Here is a 20,851-nt window from a genome sequence, read left to right as displayed (position 1 = left end):
CCCGCGTCCCCGTTCGCGCCGGCCGGGCGCATGGGGTCGCTCATGGAACCATCGCGTCGCATCGACGGCCCCGCGCTACTTGAAGAGGCGGCGATAGAGCTTGAGCGCGGCGTCCCACACGCGGTAGAGCGGCGAGAGCGGGCGGTCGTACGCACCCATCCACACCGTGGGCTCGCCGGCGAACAGCAGCTTGAACGTGCTCACGCCGCCCTCGAGCAGGCCGTTCAGGTCGTAGAGCGCGCTGCCCGACTCCTTCGCGGTGCAGATGGCCTGCCATTTGAGCAGGTAGTTCGCGCGCAGGCGCTTCCCCTCGTCCGTCACGCCGCCCCAGAGCTCGAAGGCCGTGCCCGAGGTGGCGATGTTCCACAGGAAGGCGAGCGGCCGCCCCTCGATCTCGGCGAGGAACACCTGGTTCACGTCGGCGCACGCCTCGAACGCCGTGCGGTAATACTCGTCGGAGTGGAGGGCGAAGTCGTCCGTGTCCGCCGTGTGGTGGTAGATGTCCATGATCGCATCGAGGTCCGCCGCGGTCGCGCGGCGCACGGTGACGCCGGAGCGCCCCGCCTTGCGGATGTACTGGCGCGCCTTCTTGGAATGGAGGCCGGCCATGATCTCGTCCTCCGTGGGCGCGAGGTCGATCGCCGCGGTGCGGGGCAGCACGATCTGCTCGGACGGCTGCCAGCCGCGGCCGAGCTCGACCGCGCCCGGGGCGATGGCCGGGTCGATCTTGAGCGACACGGCCGAGACGTTCGCCTTGCACCACGCCGCGATGTCGTCCGCGACCTGCGGGACGTCTTCCACGCAATCGGCCACCGGGCCGCGCGGGGCGTAGCAGATATGGCCGAAGGGCCAGGGCAGCTTGCGCACGAGCACCTGCGCGGCGCCCGCGAACGCGCCATCGCGCTCGACCACGATGCGCCGGGCGCTCCACGAACCGGTGCGCGCCTTGAGCTCGCCCCAGCCCCATGCCTGTATGGGGTGGCCGGCATGCGCCTCGATGAGCTCGTCCCATGCGCGCTCGTCCGTGACCTCGCGGTATTCGACCATGACCTCTGCCTTTCCTCGATTTCAACCGCTTACTCTACCATGCTGCCCCAGGCGGGCGCATGTAAAATAACCCCTGGGGTGTTTTTACATATTGCGCGAGCGCGGGGCTTAGGTATAATGAGCAGTTGCACACGCCGATGTAGCTCAACGTTAGAGCACCGGTCTCGTTTTCCGGGGATGCAGCGTTCAACTCCTGCCATCGGCTCCATCGCTCAGCTGGCCGCCTCCGGGCGGCTTTTTTCATGCGCCGAGGGCATGCCGCGCGGGGCTCGCCCGCCCTACGCCGTGCGGTACCGCCAGATGCACACGTCCTCGTCGCCCGAGGTCGTCTCGCCCAGGGTCTCCACGCGCTCGGCCTCGACCGCCTGCCCGCTGTGCTCGCTCAGGTACGTCGCGATGAGCTCCGCCTGCTCGGGGTAGCTCGCCGTCACCATGTCGTCGTTGTCGATGAGGTTGAGCAAGAAGCCGTCGCGCGTGAGCCCCTCGCGCGTAAGGAAGGTCTCCCACGAGGGCGTGTAGTATTCGTAGCCGCCGATAAACACCGCGTTGTCCGGCTGCCGCCAGGCGTCGAAGGAGAAGATGTCGTCGTTCATGACGATGCCCTGCGTGTTGGTGAAGAGCACGAGCTGATCCTCATGGGATGCGAGGTACGCCTCGGTGTTCGCGGTGAGCTCGTTGCCGAGCGACGCCTGCAGCGGCCGGACGTAGGTGACCCACAAGAGGCCGAGGACGGCGGCGTAGGCGAGCACGCCGGCCGCGGGCACCACGCGCCCCAGGAAGACGCCGAGCGGGCGCTCCGCGCGCGGGTCGCCGCCCCGCCGTGCCGGGATGAGGCAGCACACCACGAGGGCGAAGAGCGCCACGATGAAGACGGGCAGGAACACGTGGATCTTGAGGCGCGCCCTGAGGAAGATGAGCAGGAACTCGGCGAGCGCGAGCGCGGGGATGGCCCACGCGACCGCGCACGCCCCCGCGGGGAGGCGCCTAGCGGCGCAGATGAAGCCCGCCGTGGCGGCGAGCACCACCAGAAGCCCGAAGGCGAACGCCGTGAACGACACGCGCGCGACCATGCCCGCGAGCATCGTCGCGAGGCCGTAACCCTCGACCACCCCGTCGAGCGCCTGGAACGTCTCGAGCGAATAGGTGTCGGCGTCCACGAAGATGAACTCGTAGATCATGTCCACGTCGGTCTGCGAGAGCTCGGGCGCGACCTGCTGCACGTCCTCGTAGTCCACCACGGGATAGTCCGCGACGGCCTGGGCCGCCTTGAACGTCTGCTGGAACTCCTCCCAGCCCGGGGTGATGCGCCAGGCCACCTGGCCAGCGGCGTACGAGAGCCCCATGGCCGCAACCACGCCGACGGCGAAGGCCATCGTCCGCGCGTTGCGGTTGCACGCGAGCGCCCACACCAGGAAGGGCACGAACAGCACGAGGGCCGCCGCACCCGATTCCGGGCGCAGCGAGAAGCCCTCCACGATGAGCGCGAAGGCGAGGACGTCGGACGCGCGGAACCCCCGTGGCCGGCAGAAGGCCGCGCGGCGCAGCACGAGCACCACGCCCGCCGCGCACGCGATGAACGCGACGATCGTGTACGTGAGGTACACCGTGACCATGACCTCGCAGAGCGCGAGCGCGAGCGCCAGGAACACCTTGAGCGGTGCGGGAACGCGCGCCGAGACCGCCGTCACCCCCACCGCGGCGAACGAGATGGCGATGAGGCCGAGCAGTGCCACGGGATACCACGGCACGGCGGGCAGGAGCGCGTACAGCCACGAGATGGGCGCGCTGAACCCCACGAGCGAGTAGAGCATGAGGAAGCCGGGCGTATCGAGGTAGGCGCCGCGCGCGTAGAGGTCCTGCATGAAATCGTCCGGCATGGCGTACTTCGGCACCTGGACGAGGCAGATGAGCGCGACGATGGCCACCGAGACGGCGAGGCATGCCGCCACGGTGCGCGCGCTCGCCGCGGTGGGCTCGTCCTGCGCGCGCTCGATGGGTTTCACATGCTTGCCGATCTCTGCCATGGCGACCCCTTTCGTCCACCCGCATCATACAACACCACGCGGACACCGCGGCGCGGGCGGCGCGCTATCGCCGCGTGGGACGCATCGGAGCCGCGCGCCCTCCCCGCGCACCCTCCCCTCTCTGGAGGATTCGGGTAATTCCCGCAGCGCCGTGCCGGTGGGCTATAATCGCCCGTGACCACGCGGCCGGCGGGAGCTCCCGCGCGCCGCCCGAACGAGCACCCAACCGATTCCGGAGACATATATGCCTGCATCCGCAACGCCCACGCGCACCGACTTCATCCCCGTCGTCCTCGGCGGCGACATCGGGTCCTACGCGCTCATCCGCGAGTTCCACGAGGCGTTCGGCGTGAAGAGCATCGCCATGGGCCCGGGCTTCATCGGCGCGATCGTCCACTCCAAGATCGCCGAGACCCACCTCATCGACGCCTATGCCGCAGGCCCGCTCCTCGAAGGGCTCGAGGCAGTACACGCGCGCTTCCCCGAGCGGCGCATCGTGCTCGTCGCGAACACCGACCCGCTCATCGAGACCCTCGAGGAGATCCACGGCGACCTGCCGACGTACGTCTCGTGCACCATCCCGCCGCGCGCGGCGTTCGACGCCGTGTGCGACAAGGGCACCTTCGCCCGTCTCTGCCGCGAGCACGGGCTCGAGGCGCCGCGCACCGAGGTCGTGCGCCTCGCCGGCACGGAGCCCATCGCGCCCTCGCAGATCCCCTTCCCCGTCGTGGCCAAGCCGGCCGTGTCCGCCGGGTACTACGACACCCTGCTCAAGGGCTTCAAGAAGGTCTACTACATCACCGCCCAGGCCGAACTCGACGAGCTCTGGCGCGACCTGCGCGCCTCGGGCTTCGCGGGCGACTTCCTCGTCCAGGAGCTCATCGGCGGCGACGACACCTACATGGACTCGCTCACGCTCTACATCGGCCGCGACGGCGAGCCGCGCCTGCTCGGCGCCGCCCAGGTGCTCCTCGAGGACCACGCGCCCGCCATGCTCGGCAACCCCGTCGCCATGGTCATCCGCGAGAAGCCCGAGCTCTGGAGGCGCGCCGCCGCGCTCCTCGCCGACGCCGGCTACCGCGGCTTCGCGAACTTCGACGTGAAGCGCGACCCCGCCACGGGCCGCGAGATCTTCCTCGACTGCAACCCGCGCATGGGCCGCAACTCCTACTACAACGTCGCGGGCGGGGTGAACCCCATGGAGGTCCTCGTGCGCGACGCGATCGACGGGGCGGACGACGACGTGCGCATCGCGGGGGCGCCCGCCCTCTACACGCTCGTGCCGCTCTCGCTCCTGCGCCGCTACGTGCGCGATGAGGAGCTCCTCGCCGAGGTGAACGACCTCATCCTGCGCAAGCGCGTGTTCGATCCCCAGCGCTACGCGGCCGACCGCGGGCTGCGCCGCATGATCGATGTCGAGCTCACCGAGAAGAACCAGATCAGGAAGTTCGCGCGCTACTACCCCGAGGCGACCGACACCTCGTTCTAGCACCCCGGCCGCCGGGGCGCGGCTCCAGACGAAAGGATGCAAGCGATGCCGCAGCAGCATGAGACCACCGACGCCCTCTGGAACCTGCGCGAGGCGTTCGCCCGGCGCACGGGCACGCATGCCCGGGACTGGCACCTCGTGTTCAAGGCGCGCTACGGCATGCGCGAGGTGTTCCGCACGCTGCGCGAGGAGCGCGGTGACGGGCGCGTCGTCACGACCCTCTTCACGGGCTGCACGGCCGTCGACTCCATCACCTCGTCCGGGCTCACGCCGAGCTACGCGGACATCGACCCGGCGACCCTCACCGTCGACGCCGAGGCGCTCGCCCTGGACGGTGCCGTGCGCGCCGTCATCGACCAGCACTCCTATGGCATGATCGACGAGGCGAAGAGCGCCGCCTGCGCGGCGAAGGCGCATGCGGCGGGCGCGCTCTACGTGGAGGACAGCGCGCACTGCGTGGCCCGCATGGCCCGCGACGCCTCCGGAGCCCCGCTCGCCGACATCTCCATCCATTCGATCGGTATCGAGAAGCAGCTGGGCGTGGGATTCGGTGGCGCGATCTGGGTGAACCCGGGCATGGAGGACCAGGCGCTCTACGATGCGCTCACGCGTGCCTTCGACGCGCTGCAGCCGCTCCCGGGTCGCATCGACGCCGCCGCCCAGCACTACAGCCTGCAAAATCGCGTGCTCGCGCACCTTCCGCACGGCTTGAGCCGCACCCTGCGCGCGCGCCTCACGGCGAGCGGGCGCCTCGAGCCGCCCGTGGCTGACATGGAGCGCGCCGGGCGCCTCCCCTACCCTGGCTACCTCCCGAGCCCGCGGATCGCCCAGCGCATCCTCGACGCCTTCCCCACGCTCGACGCGGACGAGGCATGCCGCAGGGAATGGACACGCGGCTACCTCGAGGAGCTTGGGAACCTTGACGGCCTCGAGATCCCGGGCGCGGTATACGGTGCGGCGCGCGACCAGTCGCTCATCCGCTTCCCCATCGTGCTGCCGAGCGAGGAGGCCGCCGACCCCCTCATCGCCGAGCTGCGCGCCTCCGGCCTGTACTGCGTCGATTGGTACCGCATGCCGTTCTACCCGGGCGCGCTCGACCTCTCCGCCTACGGCATGTCGAAGGAGGACCCGAGGTACCGGGCGTTCCGCGCGCGCTACGGCGGCGTCGTGGGGCTCCCCACCGACATCGACATCGCGCGCCTGCCCGAGGCCGTCGCAATCGTCCGTCGCCACGTCGAGCGCCGCGCATAGCGCCATATCGAGGGGCGGAGCGCCGTCGCGCTTCCCAAATGACGCGAAACGAGCGGTTTATACGGGGGTAGCCGAGTAGCCGAAAAAACGGCGACTCGGCTACCTGCGCTTTTGTTAGCGCACACCCTCTGGCTACTTGAGGGGGTGCCTATAAAACGCTCGTTTCGCGCACTTTGGGATTCGCAGGCCGCGCCGGGCCCTCGCGATAGCGCTGAAAACCGCCGCGAGCGCGCTTAGCCGCGGGTGCGAGCGCGCTTGGCTGCGGGTCCGACGTGCCCGAAACCCCTACCCGCGCTTGACCAGGCGCGCGATGCGACCGAAGATCCCGTCGAAGAAGGGCGCCTCGGAGACGCCGAGCGCATAGGGCAGGCCGAACGACACGATGATCGCCGGCACGCCGGCCGCCGCCACGAAGACGAGGCCCTGGAGCGTGCCGCTCGGGGAGCCCATGAGCATGGTGAGCGCCTGGAGCACCACCCAGCCCACCGCGGAGCCCAGAAGGCCGAAGCCCGCCGCGCGCAGGCACGGCGCGATCACGGAGCGCAGACCGAACGCGCCCACCTCGCGCCGGATGGACACGAGCGAGATCGCGTCCACCGCGAGGAACAGGAACGTGGAGCTCAGGGGCACGACGTAAAGGCCGTAGAGCGGGGTGAGCGCGAGGCAGAACACCACCTGGACGACGGCGGCCACGAGGCTCGCGATCGCGTAGATCTTCATGCGCATGAGCGACGAGCACACCTTCTGCAGGTACGTCGAGATGCCGTAGAGCGGCAGCGCGAGGGACTGCACCTGCAGGTAGGTCGCCGTGAGCGCGGCGTCCTCCGCGTCGAGGCCGCCGAGCACCGCGATGAGGTACGGCGCGAACGTCATGAGCAGCATCATGCAGGGGATCGAGGTGAACGCGACCTTGCGGATGCCCGAGGTCACCGCGCGGCGGAAGGCGTCCATGCGCCCCGCGACGCGGAAGTTGGAGAGCTCGGTGAACATCGCCGTGGTGATGGGGATCACGAGGATGGAATAAGGCAGCACGTACCACACGCGCGAATAGTATGAGATGGCCGCGCCGTTCGGGGTGACCTGGAGCGCGCACGACGACTGCACCGCGTTCGTGGGGAAGGCCGAGAGCGTGACGATGAGCGTGGGCAGGCCGATGGTGAGCGTCTCGCGGATGGCAGGGTCGTGCAGGTCCACGCGCAGGCGCAGGCGCACGCCGTGGCGCCTGAGGGCGGGCAGCTGCATGATCACCTGCGCGGCCACGCCGAGCGGGTTGCCGATCGCCAGGATGATGAGGCCCTCGCGCCAGCCCATGATGCCGCCGCGCACGAGGAAGGCGTAGAGCGTGAACGATGCGATGGTGATGACGTTGTTCACGATGGGCGCCGCGGTGCTCCACAGGTAGTCGCGCTCCGCGTTGAGGACGCCCGAGATGACCGACGACATGCCGTAGAGGATGACCTCGAACGCGAAGAAGCGGAAGAACCACACCGCGAGGTCGAAATCGAACGCCTCGTCCGCACCGGCGGATTGCGTCCACACGATGGGCACGGCGAAGACGAGGCAGATGACGGAGAGCACGCCCATGACGATGAGGATGAGCGAGAGCAGGTTCGAGGCGTACGCGGCCGCGCCCTCGCGCCCGAGCCGGCCGCGGACGGAGAGGTACACCGGGAGGAACGAGGTGATGAGCATGCCGCCCATCACGAGCTCGTAAAGGGCGTTCGGGAGCGTCGAGGCCACCGTGTAGCAGCTCGCGACCGACATGAGCGCGCCCGAGAGCGCGTTTGCCTGCGCCATCGTGCGGCCGAAGCCGGTGATGCGGCTCACGATCACGAGCAGGCTCGCGCCGTTCGCCTTGCGCGATACGAGCTCCTCGACCTCTTCCTCGCTCTCCTCGCCGGGAAGCATCTCGTCGACGGGCTGCGCGACGGACGGCATGTCGGCCGCGATCACGGGCATCTCGGCATCTTGCGCGCGCCGGTTCCCCGCATCATCTCGCTCGAGCTCTGACATCCTTCACGACCTTCCTAGATAGCACGGCGCCCCCGCGTCCACGGAGGCGCCGCATCGAATCGCCTTCGGGCACCACGCCCGCGCGGCGGCTTACACCGGCGAGCCGCCGCCCGCGAAGTTGCCGCCCGTGTAGAGCGTGCTCACCACGACGCCCACGCCGGGCGAGGAGGCGTGCACGTACTGGCCGCCGCCGATATAGATGCCCACGTGGTAGATGGCGCTGCCGCTGCCGCCGTACCCCCAGAACACGAGGTCGCCCGGCTTGAGGTAGGCGGTGTCGTACACGAGGTGCCCCAGGCTCGCGACGAGGTTGTACTGGCCCTGGGAGTAGTGCACGATGGAGTAGCCGAGCTGGCCGTAGCAGTAGGTCACGAGGCCCGAGCAGTCGAACGCGTTCGGCCCCTCGGCGGCCCACACGTAGCTCTTGCCCACCTGGGCGAGGGCGACGTCGACGACGCTCGTGGGGGCGCTGCCGGAGTTCGTGTTGCCGGTATTCGTGCTGCCGCCGTTGTCGCCGCCGTTGCTGCCGGTATCGGTGTTGTTCTGGGCGTTGTTCTGCGCCTCCTGCTCGGCGGCCAGGCGCGCGGCCTCCTCGGCCGCACGGCGCGCCTCCTCCTCGGCGAGCTGCGCCTGGAGCTGGCTGTCGAGGCCCTCGTAGTAGGCCTGCTGCTCGGCGACCTTGCTCTCGATCTCGGCGTTCGTCTGCTTCTGCTCGTCCACGAGCCGCTGCTGCTCCGCCTCCTGCTCCGCGAGCTCGTCGCGGCGCTCCTGGAGCTCGGTGCGCGTGGCCTTGACCTCTTCGACGAGCTCGGAGTCGTAGTCGATCATGCGGTTGGCGTAGTAGAGCTGCGTGACGAGCTCCTCGAAGTCCGAGACGCCCACGAGCACGGAGAGCGGGCTACCCGAGGAATCCTGCTTGTACGATTCCGCAAGGCGCTCCGCGAGGCGCTCCTGGCCGTCCGCCAGCTTCTCCTCGAGCTCGGCGATGTCCTGCTCGGCCTGGTCGATCTCCTGTTGCGTGGCGTCCAGGTCCTGCTGGAGCTCATAGAGCTTGTTGTTCGCGGTCTCGAGCTCGTTGGAGTACTCGGTGAGCGTGGCATAGGCCGCATCGACCTGATCCTGCAGCTCGCTCGATGGCACGGCGCCTGCCGCCAAGGGGAACGTGCCCAGGGCGAGCACGGCCGAGACGAAGATGGCGACGGCGGATGAGAATCGCTTCAAATGCATGCGGGATAATCCTCTCGTTCGCTCGAACGCATAAACTATAGCAACCATGAAAAATGCGGCCACCGGCCACAGCGATTCTCCAAGCGATAACCAGAGCACCTACACAGAAGCGCGGGGCTGCAGGGCGGTGCGAGCCGCGTTTCGCAGCTGCTTTACCGCGTGATGGCGGCGACCGTCGCGCCCGTGAACGCCACGAGGTCGTCGGGCGCGATGACGAGCTGCAGCCCGCGCCGGCCGCCCGAGATGAAGATCTCGTCCCAGAGCTCGCAGGTCTCGTCGATGAGCGTGGGGAAGCGCTTCTTCATGCCCACGGGCGAGCAGCCGCCGCGCATGTAGCCGGTCACGGGCACCAGGTCGCGCACGTGCATCATGGAGAGCGTCTTCTCCCCCGCCACCTGCGCGGCGCGCTTCAGGTCGAGCTCCTCGGCCACGGGGATGCAGCACACCACGTGGCCGCCGCCCGGGGCCTCGCAGACGAGCGTCTTGAAGCCCTGGCCCGGCTCCTCGCCCAGCTGCTCGGCCACATGGACGCCGGAGAGGTCGTTCTCGTCGACCTCGTAGGTGCGCACCCCGTAGGCGATGCCCGCGCGGTCGAGCTCGCGCATCGCGTTCGTCTTCTGCAGTTTCTCGCGCTTCGCCATCATCACTCCCAAGGGTCGCGGGTGCGGGTCGGATGGGTTGGTTGGGGACGTGTTCCGTTCAACCCATTCGCTGGAGGGCGGCGCCGGCCGACCCCAACCGTTCCCGAATGGGTTGAACGGAACACGTCCCCAACCAACCCATCCAGCCAGCCCGTTCGCTACATCGCCTGGCGCTTGCGGTCGCGCTCCAGGATGGGCGCGAGGAAGCGGCCCGTGTAGCTCTCCGGGCAGGCGGCGACCTGCTCCGGGGTGCCCGAGACCACGATGCGCCCGCCGCCCGAGCCGCCCTCGGGACCCAGGTCGATGATGCGGTCGGCCACCTTGATGACGTCGAGGTTGTGCTCGATCACGAGCACGGTGTTCCCCGCGTCCACGAGGCGCTGCAGCACATCGATGAGCTGGCGCACGTCCTCGAAGTGCAGGCCCGTGGTGGGCTCGTCCAGGATGTAGAAGGTCTTGCCCGTCTGGCGGCGGTGCAGCTCCTTGGCGAGCTTCACGCGCTGCGCTTCGCCGCCCGAGAGCGTCGTGGCGGGCTGCCCCAGGCGCACGTAGCCCAGGCCCACGTCGTAGAGCGTCTGCAGCTTCCGCTTGATCTGCGGGATGTTGCCGAAGAACGCGAGCGCCTCGGTCACGGACATGTCGAGCACGTCCGAGATGGACTTGCCGCGGTAGGTGACCTCGAGCGTCTCGCGGTTGTAGCGCTTGCCGCCGCAGGCCTCGCACGGCACGTAGATGTCGGGCAGGAAGTGCATCTCGATCTTGATCTGGCCGTCGCCCTTGCACGCCTCGCAGCGGCCGCCGGGCACGTTGAAGCTGAAGCGCCCAGGGCTGTAGCCGCGCGCCTTGCTCTCGGGCACGCTCGCGAAGAGCGCCCGCAGGTCGTCCCAGAGCCCGATGTAGGTGGCGGGGTTCGATCGCGGCGTGCGCCCGATGGGCGACTGGTCGATGTCGATGACCTTGTCGATCTCCTCGAGCCCCTCGAGCTTGCGGTACGGCCCCACAGGGCGGGCGGAGTGGTGGATTGCGTTCGTGAGCGCCGGCGCGATGGTATCGGTCACGAGGCTCGACTTGCCCGAGCCCGAGACGCCCGTCACCACGGTGAACGTGCCGAACTCGATCTTCGCCGTGACGTTCTGCAGGTTGTTCGCGCGCGCCCCGCGGATCACGAGCGCGCCGCGGCCGGGCTTGCGGCGCTCCTCGGGCAGGCGGACCATCCGCTTGCCCGTGAGGTAGGCGCCCGTGAGCGAGGCGGGGCAGGCCATGATGTCCTCCGGCGTGCCCGCGCAGACGACCTCGCCGCCGTGCTCGCCCGCGCCCGGACCCATGTCCACCACGAAATCCGCCGCGCGGATGGTGTCCTCGTCGTGCTCGACCACGATAACCGTGTTGCCGAGGTCGCGCAGGCGCTCGAGCGTGGCGATGAGCCGCTCGTTGTCGCGCTGGTGCAAGCCGATGGAGGGCTCGTCCAGGATGTAGAGGACGCCCATGAGCCCCGCGCCGATCTGCGTGGCGAGGCGGATGCGCTGGGCCTCGCCGCCGGAGAGCGTCGCCGAGGCGCGGTCGAGCGTGAGGTAGTCGAGCCCCACGTCCACGAGGAAGCGCAGGCGCTCCAGGATCTCCTTCACGATGCGCCCGCCGATGAACTCCTGCCGCTCGGTGAGCTCGAGGCCCTCGAAGAACGCGAGCGACTCGCGGCAGCTCATGCAACAGACCTCGTAGATGGACTTGCCGCCCACCGTGACGGCGAGCATCTCGGGGCGCAGGCGCGCGCCGTGGCAGGCCGAGCACGGCTCCTCACGGATGTAGCGCTCGAGGCGGGCCTTCGTGTTCTCGTTCGTCGTCTCGATGTAGCGCTCGTAGAGGATGTTGCGCACGCCGGAGTACTTGGTGAACCAGTGCGTGTCGCGGCCGTCCTGCGTGTGATAGTCCACGCGCATCTTCTTGTCGCCCAGGCCGTCGAGGAAGACCCGCTGCACGCGCTTGGGCAGGTCGCGCCAGGGCGTGGCGGGATCGACCTTGAGGTGCTTGGCGAGGGCGCGGAAGATCTGCGGGTAGTAGTTCGACTTGCCGAAGAAGCTGCCGAAGACCCCCTTCTCGATGGAGAGCGACGGGTCCTCGATGAGCGCCTCGGCGTCCACGACCTTCTTGAAGCCCAGGCCGTCGCACTCGGGACAGGCGCCGTAGGGCGCGTTGAACGAGAAGTCGCGCGGCTGCAGGTCGTCGATGGAATGGCCGTGCTCGGGGCAGGCGAGCGCGAGCGAGTACGTGAGGAGCTCGCCCTCCGTGCCCTCCGGCGCGTCGCGGTCCGGCAGCAGGTAGACGGCCACGCGGCCGTGTGCGAGGTTCGTCGCCTGCTCGACGGCCTCCGCGATGCGCCCCACGGAGCCCTCGCGGATCACGATGCGGTCGACCACGACCTCGATGGTGTGGCGGAACTTCTTGTCGAGCTCGATGCGCTCATCGAGGCTGCGCACCTCGCCGTCCACGCGCACGCGCGAGAAGCCCTCGGAGCGCAGGTCGTCGAGGAGCTTGGCGAACTCGCCCTTGCGGTCGGACACCACGGGCGCGAGCACGAAGGCGCGCCGGCCCTGCCCCGCCTCGAGGATCTTGTCGGCCACCTGGTCGGTGGTCTGCCGCTCGATGACGCGTCCGCACTCCGGGCAGTGCGGCGTGCCGATGCGCGCGAAGAGCAGGCGCAGGTAGTCGTAGATCTCGGTGACCGTGCCCACCGTGGAGCGCGGGTTCTTGCTCGTGGTCTTCTGGTCGATGGACACCGCCGGCGAGAGGCCGTCGATGGAGTCGAGGTCGGGCTTGTCCATCTGGCCCAGGAACTGCCGCGCGTAGCTCGAGAGGCTCTCCACGTAGCGGCGCTGGCCCTCGGCATAGATGGTGTCGAAGGCGAGGCTCGACTTGCCCGAGCCGGAGAGGCCGGTGATGACGACGAGCTCGTCGCGCGGGATCTCGACGTCGATGTCCTTGAGGTTGTGCTCGCGGGCACCGCGGATGACGATGGACGAATCGGACATGGTTGCTCCGTTTCATAGATGGCAACCCTTAATTCTAGCGCAGCGGGTGCGGGCCGCCCCGGCCTGCCGCGGCCGCCACGATTCGTCCAAGCCTTGTTCGATGGGGCGGGAGGCCCGCCGCTAGACGCTCACGGTAAATGTCGTGACGCCCTCCGTGCTCGAGGCCTCGATGGATCCGCCGTGCGCCTCGACGATCTCCTTCGCGATAGCGAGCCCCAAGCCTGCGCCGCCGCCGCTACGCGCACCGTCCGCACGGTAGAACTTTTCAAAGATGCTCTTTAGGTGCACGGGCGAGATCTCGCGCCCCGTATCCTCGACTGCGAACGCGGCGCGCTCCCCTTCAGCGTGCGCCCGGCATACGAGCGTCGACCCCGCATCTGCGTAGGCGAGCCCACGCGTTCAGAGCGCACATGCCACATGATAGAGTCGACCCCGCATCTGCGTAGGCGAGCCCGTTCTTCATGAGGTTCCCCAGCACGCGCGCCATCTTCTCAGGGTCGATGAACGCCGTGAAGCCATCGGGCACATCCAGCTCGATCGTTACATCGCGCGCCTGCGCCACGGGGTAGAACTCGTCCACGAGCTGCTCGAGGAGCGTCCTCACATCGGTTTGCACGCGCTCGATGGGAATTGCCCCCAGGTTGTAGCGCGTGATCTCAAAGAACTCGTCCATCATGGCGTCGAGCCGCTCGGCCTTCTCGAAGGCTGCGCGGGCATAGCGCTCGCGGCGCGCGGACGACAGGCCAGGCTCCTCGGCAAGCAGGGACAGGTAGCCGATCACCGAGGTCAGCGGCGTTTTGATGTCGTGCGCGAGATATGCCACCAGCTCGTTCTTACGGGCCTCGGCCGCCTGGACCGCCCGCGCATCCGCCTGAGCCCGCTCTCTCAGACGGGCGAACTCGCGCTGAACATCTGCGAGCCCCGGCGGGAGCTCCGCGGCAGCGTCTCCATCGGCGACGCACGCGACGGCATACGTAACCTCATCCACCGCATGGGCGCATCTGCCCGTCCACCAGACGGCCACCGCCGCGATACCGGCGGCGTACGCACCCCACACCACGGGGCCCTGAATGAAATCGGCGATGGCGCGGTAATCGGAGAGGTCGCGAAACTGCGGCATGCCGTTCGAGCGGGAGCCTTCCTGATAGCCGAGCATGCGATACAGGTCGGCCGACTCCTCGGGCACCTCGACCCACACCGAGGTCACGTCGGCGATGACGCTGGAAAGGGGCGGCCAGATGAGCTCGCGCGCCACAAGCACCAGCGCACAGAACGCGACGGTGAACGCAGCGAAACCCATGAGCAAGCCGGCGATGTCGTGCCGCCGCGTGCGCACGCCCTGCATCGTCTTCATCTGCATCCCTTTCTTGTCTTGGGACGCCCCCAGCGGCAGCGCCCCCGGAATCGCCCCGCCCGATACCGCGCCCGCGGATCGTCCTACGGCGCGATCTTGTAGCCAACGCCCCACACCGTCTCGATGAAGGTCTGCTCCGAGTCGATGGAAGCCAACTTGGCGCGCAGGTGGCGGATGTGCACCATCACGGAATTCGAGCTTCCCGGCAGGTATCGCTCCCCCCAAACCTCCTGGTAGAGATCGCGCGTGCTCACCGGTCGGCCGTGCGCCGCGAGCAGGCAGGCGAGCACATCGAACTCCTTGGGCGTGAGGGTAAGGGCGCATCCATGGAGCAGCGCCGTATGCGCCGCGCGGTCGATCTCGATGCCGCGGCAATAGAGCGTATCGGCAGCCGCGTCGCCGAGCGCATATGAGGCGCGGCGCAAACACGATTTCACGCGCGCAACGAGCTCGCGGGGCAAGAACGGCTTGGTGATGTAATCGTCGCCCCCGCTCATGAGGCCGACCACCTTATCCGGCTCCTCGTCTTTTGCCGAGAGGAAGATCACCGGCACATGCGACCGCGCGCGGATGCGGCAGCAGACCTCGTAGCCGTCAAGCCCCGGCATCATGACATCGAGCATCACCAGGTCGATGCGACCCGCTTCGAGTCGGTCGAGCGCCGCGACGCCATCAAGGCACCGCACCGCGCGCATGCCGGCGGACTCGAGCGTCTCGGCAACGAGCTCGACGATCGCAGGGTCGTCATCGACGACCAATATGGTCTTGGTTCCGTCCATAGCGCCCATTGTACCGACGAAACAGCCTGGCCAGAGAGCGGCGTGGCAGAGATAAGGAATCGGTAAGGTCTAGATAACCAAAGGCAAGGATTCGCCATGGGATGCCCAAGGCGCACGCCGCCTACGATGGCGCAAGCGCCGCCGCAGCGCTCACCCCCCCATCAAATGAAGGGAGCACATCCCCATGGCGAACATCCCCGACGCTCGACGCGCTCGAGCACTGCGCCGGCATGCCGGCAATCCCTCCCTGGCGCAACCGGCTGCCGCCAACCGTGCAGTGCGGAATTCGCCGCCACGCCCGCACCATCCCGTACAGTCGGCACGACGCGCCCAATCCAAGCTCCCGCGCGGCGCGGCCCGCCGGCGCCGTAGGCGCGCGGTGCTGGCCGTCCTCGCGGCAGTGGCGTTTCTTTCGGTGCTCGCCCTCCTGGCGCGTGACCTCACGGCTTTCACCGCACCGCGCGACTTCGAAACGGACAACCTGCCCTGGAACCTCACGTTGGTGAACTCCACGCACCCGTTGCCCGACGACTTCACCGTCTCGACGGTCGAGCTCTCGAACGGGCAACGCGTCGACGAGCGCATTGCCCAGCCGCTCGAGGAGCTCTTCCGCGCAGCGAGCACAGCGGGATACACCCCCTGCGTGAGCTCGGGCTTCCGCACCCGTGATGACCAGGAGCAGATCCTCGAGGACCGGATCGAGTCGTATGAGGGCGATGGGCTCGCGCCGCAAGCAGCCGAACGGGAGGCTCGCCGATGGGTCGCGGAGCCCGGCACGAGCGAGCACGAGCTCGGGCTCGCCGTCGACATCAACGACGCCCTCGGCAATGAGGGGCTCTACGATTGGCTTGCGGAACATGCCCACGAATATGGCTTCATCCAGCGCTATCCGTCGGATAAGACGGACATCACCGGCATCTCGTTCGAGCCGTGGCATTATCGCTATGTGGGCGTCGAGGATGCGACCGCCATCTGGCAGAGCGGCATCACGCTCGAGGAATACCTCGCGCGCACGTAATGCCGCGTGCGAGCGCTCCCATGGCCGAGCCCAAGGGCGCCCTCGCCTACCCGAGCAGATGCTCGACGGCGAGGCGCTGCACGGCGGACATGCTCCCCAGACCCGCGCGCGCCACGGCGACCTCGATGCCCGCCGCGCGGAGGCGCGACGCCCAGCTCGCCTCATCCGCGCCCGCGATCTCGCGCGCCGCGTGCGCCCCACAGGCGACCATAACGGGGACGAGGAGCGCGCTGCGCACGGACGGCGCGCCGGCCGCAACCTGCGCGAGCACCTCGTCCAAACCGGGCGCGCCGTGCATCTGACCGAAGAGGACGTCCGCGCGGCCGAGCCCCGCGAGCGCCTCCCCCAGCAGGGCGTACGCCCGCTCCCCTGCGCCCGCGGCCCCATGGGCGATGCAGACGACGACGCGTCCCGCGCACGCCTCGCAGCGGTCCGCGAGCGCCGCGGCGAGCACACGCGCGTCACGCGGGCCGTCGAGCAGCGGCCGCGCGAGGTGGAGGCGCTCGAAGCGCGGCGCCCAGCGGCAGGCGGCCTCAGCAAGGCGCGCAAAGGATTCGCCCGCCACGATGAGCGAGGTCGCGATGTCGACCTCCGTGCAGCCCTGGGCATGCAGGCCGGCGAGCGCGTCATCCACGCTCAAGGCGGAGACCCCGCCCCGCGCCAGCTTCGCGCGGACGGGGTCGCTCACATAGGCCTCGACGGCAGCCGCCCCGCACCCCGGGTGCGCGCGCCGCCAGGCCCCTTCGACCGCACGCGCGAAGGGCTCGAGGTCGCGCTCGCGCGCCGCGGCCGACGCCGTCCCGTAGCCCGCGATCACGAGACCGCGCCGGGGCGCCGGGGCGCCCTGCCGACCGCGCGCCCTGGGTACCCCAGGCGCCGCATCACCCCTGCTCAAGCGAGCCTCCGTACCACTGCTCGATCATGTGGCGCGCGATGGAGGCGCGGCCGGGCAGCTCGAGCTCGCCCGCGGCGACGGCGGAGGCGAGCTCGGCGCGGGTGAACCAGCGCGCGCTCGCCACCTCCTCGTGGTCGACGCGCGCCTCGGTGCCCACGGCGTGCGCGCGGAAGCCGAGCATGATGGAGGCCGGGAACGGCCAGGACTGCGACCCCAGGTAGCGCACCTCGTCAATCTCGACGCCCACCTCCTCGCGCGCCTCGCGGCGCACCGCGTGCTCCAGGCTCTCGCCCGCCTCGACGAAGCCCGCGGAGACCGAGAAGAAGCCGCGGCGCCACGCGGCGTTGTTCTGCAAGAGGATCCGGTCGTCATCGTCCACGATCGCGGTGATCACCGCGGGCTCGATGCGCGGGAAGAGCAGGCGGCGCTCCTCGCCCCGCCCCGTGCAGGCCTGCGCCCAGCCGGCGAGGACGGGGCGGACGGGCGCGCCGCACGCCGGGCAGAAGCGCTGGTTCGCGTGCCAGGCGGCGAGCGCCACCGCTGTCGTGGCGAGCCCGGATTCGAGCGCCGAGGCGCAGGGCGCGAACTCGCGGAGCTCGACCCAGTCGAAGGCGCGGAGCGCACGGGCGGCAAACGAGTCGCTCGACCCGTCGATGCCCTGGTCGGCGCTCACGTTCGCAGCATTCACCGCGGGCGCGGGGCGCGCGATGTCGAGCGCGAGGTAGGGCACGGCGGGGTCAGTCGTGCGGTCGACGCCTAGGTAGATGGCAAGCGCGCCGGGGCGCAGCGCCTCATCGCGCACCTCAGCGCCCGTGAGCAGGGCGAGCGAGAGCGATCCTTCCGGCACGGTCGCGTCCGGGCGCGGGGCCGCCGGGTCGTTGAAGCAGAAGAGGGCGCCGGGCGCGGCGTCGCCCGCATGCCGGGGCACCGCGACCATGCCGCCGTTCACGAGCAGGACGCGCGTTTCCGCCTCGCCGAGCAACCGCTCGATGAGCCCCTCCTCGCCGCGGCGCTCCACATCGTAGTCGACCACCGACTGCGCGAGCGGCAGGCTCGCCATGAACGCCGCATCGTCCAGATCCACCCTCATGCGCGCTCCCTCCAAAATGATAAAAACCAGCCTGTCTGGATTTTATCACCCGCGGCGGCCGCAGGCGCATCCGACAAGGCCTATGATGGATGCAGTCATGGGGGCGCATGCCCCGGCACCAGAAGGGAGCTCGCATGAACTATCTCATCGTCGGCGGCGTGGCCGCCGGAACCAAGGCGGCGGCGAAGATCAAGCGCTGCGACCGCTCCGCAGACGTGCGCGTCATCACGCGCGACGCGGACATCTCCTACGCGGGCTGCGGCCTGCCGTACTACATCGGCGGCGGCATCGCCACGCGCGACGAGCTCATCGTGAACACGCCCGCCAAGTACGAGGGCCTCACCGGCGTGCACGTGGAGACGGGCGTGGAGGCCACCGGCCTCGACGCGCAGGCGAAGCTCGTCTCCGTGCGCCGCGCGGACGGCACCGTGGGCAGCGAGCCCTACGACAAGCTCGTCATCGCCACGGGCGCCGCGCCCTTCGTGCCCCCGGTCGCGGGCACGGACCTCGCCGGCGTGTTCTGCGTGCGCACCCCTGACGACGCCGAGGGCATCCGCGCCTACGTCGAGGCGAACGGCTGCCGCTCGGCCGTCGTCGTGGGCGCCGGCTTCATCGGCCTCGAGGTGGCCGAGAACCTCGCCGCGCGCGGCCTCTCCATCACGGTCATCGACGCCGCCGACCAGATCATGCCGAACGCCTACGACCCCGAGATGGCCGCGTGGGCGACCCGCCAGCTCAAGGCGTCCGGTTGGCGCATCATGACCTCGACCCCGCTCACCGGCATCCGCGCCGGCGAGGGCGACGCCGCCGGGCGCGCTGTGGGCGTCGAGACGCCGAACGGGACGCTGCCCGCGGACATCGTGGTGCTCGCCATCGGCATCCGCCCCGCCACCGCCTGGCTCGAGGGCTCCGGCATCGAGATGCTCAAGGGCTGCATCCTCGTGGACGAGTACATGCAGACGAACCTCCCGGACGTCTACGCCGCGGGCGACTGCGCCGAGGTGAGAAACGCCATCACGGGCGAGCCCCAGTGGAGCGCCATGGGCTCCACGGCGAACATCTCCGCCCGCGCGCTCGCAAAGACCCTCACCGGCACCCCCACGCCCTACCCCGGCGTGCTCGGCACGGGCGTGGTGAAGCTCGGGGCGGCGCTCAACGGCGGCCGCTGCGGCCTCACTGAGGATCAGGCGCGCCAAGCCGGCTTCGAGCCCGCGAGCATCGTCGCCATCCTGGACGACAAGGCGCACTACTACCCCGGCGCCTCGAGCTTCTTCCTGAAGCTCATCGCCGACGCGCCCTCGCACCGGATCCTGGGCGTGCAGGTCTTCGGCGCGGGCGCGGTCGATAAGGTCGTGGACATCGCCGTCACGGCCATCTACCAGAAGCTCAAGCTCGAGGACCTCGACCTCATGGACTTCGCCTACGCGCCGCCCTTCTCGACGGCCATCCATCCGCTCGTGACGGCCTGCTACATCCTCGAGAACAAGCTCGCGGGCGCGTTCGAGACCTTCACCCCCGCCCAGTACGCCGCGGGCGAGGCGGCCGGCTACGAGGTCATCGACGTGCTGCCCCAGCCCACCATCCCCGGCGCCACCTGGGTCGACCTCGCCAAGATCGGCGCCGACGGCATCGAGGGGGTCCCGCGCGACGCGAAGCTTCTGCTCGTGTGCGCCAAGGGCAAGCGCGGCTACTTCGCGCAGAACCGCCTCAAGGCCGCGGGCTACACCGCCACGCGCGTGCTCGAGGGCGGCATGACGTTCAACGAGGTCAAGGTGCCGCGCAAGCCGGGCAAGAAGCTCCCCGCCGCCGAGATCAAGCGCCTGAAGGGCCTGGGGTGCCTCCAGGACAAGCGCTTCGACGACGTGTTCAACGTCCGCGTCATCACGCGCAACGGCAAGCTCACGAGCGCGGAGCAGAAGACCGTGGCCGAGGCCGCCGAGCGCTTCGGCTCGGGCGAGGTCACGATGACCACGCGGCTCACCCTCGAGATCCAGGGCGTGCCCTACGACAACATCGAAGCCTGCATCGCCTTCCTCCAGGACCGGGGCCTCGACGCGGGCGGCACGGGCTCGAAGGTGCGCCCGGTGGTCTCCTGCAAGGGCACCACGTGCCAGTACGGCCTCATCGACACCTTCGACCTCTCCGAGAAGCTCCACGAGCGCTTCTACGTGGGCTACCACGGCGTCGAGCTGCCGCACAAGTTCAAGATCGCCGTGGGCGGCTGCCCCAACATGTGCGTGAAGCCGGACCTGAACGACCTGGGCATCGTAGGCCAGCGCATCCCGCAGATCGACATCGCGAAGTGCCGCGGGTGCAAGGTCTGCCAGGTGGTGAACGCCTGCCCCATGGGCGACGCGCAGATCGGCCCGGACGGCAAGATCACCATCGACGGCACGCTGTGCAACCACTGCGGGCGCTGCGTGGGCAGCTGCCCCTTCGGCGCCGTCACCGAGGGCCTCGTGGGCTACAAGGTCTACATCGGCGGGCGCTGGGGCAAGAAGACCGCGCACGGCCGGGCGCTCGATAAGATCTTCACGAGCGAGGACGAGGTCATAGACGTCGTGGAGCGCGCCATCCTCTTCTTCCGCGACGAGGGCGTGAGCGGCGAGCGCTTCGCCGACACCGTGGCGCGCCTGGGCTTCGACTACGTGCAGGAGAAGCTCCTCACCGCGCCCATCGACAAGGAGGCCATCCTGAACAAGACCGTCGTGGGCGGCGCCACCTGCTGAGTCATTGGGGACGGGTTTGAGTCATTGGGGACGGGTTCATTTGACTCACTGAGTCAGTGGGGACGGGTTCGATTGACTCGCGCCCGCCCCGCTGGCTTCGCCCGCTCCCTCGCCCGCCCCGCCTTCGACGCGACCCCGACCCATGGGAAGGAGACCGAGGACATGACAAGCCCTTGGATGGAGGCGCCCGTCTCGCGACGCGGCGCGCTGATCGCTGCCGCCGCACCCCTCGTGCTGCTCGCCGGCTGCGCCGAGAGCACCCCGGACG

14 protein-coding genes, 1 tRNA gene and 1 pseudogene are annotated in these 20,851 nt (G+C 69.3%); 5 read left to right on the top strand and 11 right to left on the bottom strand.

Annotated elements, in window-relative coordinates:
- Positions 1-75: 75 nt before the first annotated feature.
- Entirely contained in the window at positions 76-1,047 is a 972-nt protein-coding gene (locus BN423_RS00230; protein WP_019238272.1) for a lipid II:glycine glycyltransferase FemX, read from the bottom strand.
- 133 nt (positions 1,048-1,180) lie between these two features.
- On the opposite strand from BN423_RS00230, the gene BN423_RS00225 reads away from it, so the two are divergent.
- Positions 1,181-1,255 (top strand) — tRNA-Thr (locus BN423_RS00225).
- A gap of 70 nt (positions 1,256-1,325) precedes the next feature.
- Here the strand turns inward: BN423_RS00225 and BN423_RS00220 are convergent.
- Positions 1,326-3,071, bottom strand: a complete 1,746-nt coding sequence (locus BN423_RS00220) for a hypothetical protein (RefSeq protein WP_019238271.1) — start codon at positions 3,069-3,071, stop codon at positions 1,326-1,328.
- Positions 3,072-3,315: 244 nt separating this feature from the next.
- On the opposite strand from BN423_RS00220, the gene BN423_RS00215 reads away from it, so the two are divergent.
- Both BN423_RS00215 and BN423_RS00210 read left to right on the top strand, forming a co-directional pair.
- Complete coding sequence (locus BN423_RS00215; protein WP_019238270.1) at positions 3,316-4,560, top strand: carboxylate--amine ligase; 1,245 nt, start codon at positions 3,316-3,318, stop codon at positions 4,558-4,560.
- 45 nt (positions 4,561-4,605) lie between these two features.
- The gene (locus BN423_RS00210; RefSeq protein WP_019238269.1) at positions 4,606-5,811 is read left to right on the top strand and encodes a DegT/DnrJ/EryC1/StrS family aminotransferase; all 1,206 of its coding nucleotides are present in this window, start codon (positions 4,606-4,608) and stop codon (positions 5,809-5,811) included.
- 285 nt (positions 5,812-6,096) lie between these two features.
- Here BN423_RS00210 and murJ read toward each other — a convergent pair whose 3' ends face one another.
- From murJ to BN423_RS00180, 7 genes and pseudogenes are all read right to left on the bottom strand, one after another.
- Positions 6,097-7,824: a murein biosynthesis integral membrane protein MurJ gene (gene murJ / locus BN423_RS00205; protein WP_019238268.1), complete on the bottom strand. Its 1,728-nt coding sequence runs from the start codon at positions 7,822-7,824 to the stop codon at positions 6,097-6,099.
- Positions 7,825-7,914: 90 nt separating this feature from the next.
- Positions 7,915-9,051 (bottom strand): C40 family peptidase, encoded by a 1,137-nt coding sequence (locus BN423_RS00200; protein ID WP_019238267.1) that lies wholly within the window; start codon positions 9,049-9,051, stop codon positions 7,915-7,917.
- Positions 9,052-9,203: 152 nt separating this feature from the next.
- Positions 9,204-9,692, bottom strand: a complete 489-nt coding sequence (ybaK, locus tag BN423_RS00195; RefSeq protein WP_019238266.1) for a Cys-tRNA(Pro) deacylase — start codon at positions 9,690-9,692, stop codon at positions 9,204-9,206.
- 158 nt (positions 9,693-9,850) lie between these two features.
- A complete protein-coding gene (uvrA, locus tag BN423_RS00190) occupies positions 9,851-12,718 on the bottom strand; it encodes an excinuclease ABC subunit UvrA (protein WP_019238265.1) in 2,868 nt (955 codons plus the stop codon).
- 120 nt (positions 12,719-12,838) lie between these two features.
- Positions 12,839-13,036: pseudogene (locus BN423_RS11045) on the bottom strand (ATP-binding protein); the annotation flags it as partial.
- Positions 13,037-13,058: 22 nt separating this feature from the next.
- A complete protein-coding gene (locus tag BN423_RS10980) occupies positions 13,059-14,072 on the bottom strand; it encodes a sensor histidine kinase (RefSeq protein ID WP_051031320.1) in 1,014 nt (337 codons plus the stop codon).
- Between the two features lie 83 nt (positions 14,073-14,155).
- Positions 14,156-14,851 (bottom strand): response regulator transcription factor, encoded by a 696-nt coding sequence (locus BN423_RS00180; RefSeq protein WP_019238264.1) that lies wholly within the window; start codon positions 14,849-14,851, stop codon positions 14,156-14,158.
- Between the two features lie 379 nt (positions 14,852-15,230).
- Here BN423_RS00180 and BN423_RS00175 point away from each other — a divergent pair, with 379 nt between their 5' ends.
- Entirely contained in the window at positions 15,231-15,869 is a 639-nt protein-coding gene (locus BN423_RS00175; protein WP_019238263.1) for a M15 family metallopeptidase, read from the top strand.
- A gap of 46 nt (positions 15,870-15,915) precedes the next feature.
- Here the strand turns inward: BN423_RS00175 and BN423_RS00170 are convergent, their stop codons facing one another.
- Together BN423_RS00170 and nudC are read right to left on the bottom strand one after the other, a co-directional pair.
- Positions 15,916-16,764 carry a sirohydrochlorin cobaltochelatase gene (locus BN423_RS00170; protein WP_232385445.1) on the bottom strand — a complete coding sequence of 283 codons (849 nt, stop codon included), beginning with the start codon at positions 16,762-16,764 and terminating at the stop codon, positions 15,916-15,918.
- Positions 16,751-17,854: an NAD(+) diphosphatase gene (gene nudC / locus BN423_RS00165; RefSeq protein ID WP_019238261.1), complete on the bottom strand. Its 1,104-nt coding sequence runs from the start codon at positions 17,852-17,854 to the stop codon at positions 16,751-16,753. The genes BN423_RS00170 and nudC overlap by 14 nt, the downstream gene beginning before the upstream one ends.
- Positions 17,855-17,988: 134 nt before the next feature.
- Between nudC and BN423_RS00160 the strand changes: the two genes are divergently transcribed.
- Entirely contained in the window at positions 17,989-20,583 is a 2,595-nt protein-coding gene (locus tag BN423_RS00160) for an FAD-dependent oxidoreductase (RefSeq protein WP_019238260.1), read from the top strand.
- The last annotated feature ends 268 nt before the right edge of the window (positions 20,584-20,851 follow it).

The sequence above is a fragment of the Enorma timonensis genome (assembly GCF_000321165.1).
GTDB lineage: Bacteria > Actinomycetota > Coriobacteriia > Coriobacteriales > Coriobacteriaceae > Enorma.
Note: the sequence above shows the minus strand (reverse complement) of the source record. Positions and strands in the feature narration are given on the sequence as shown.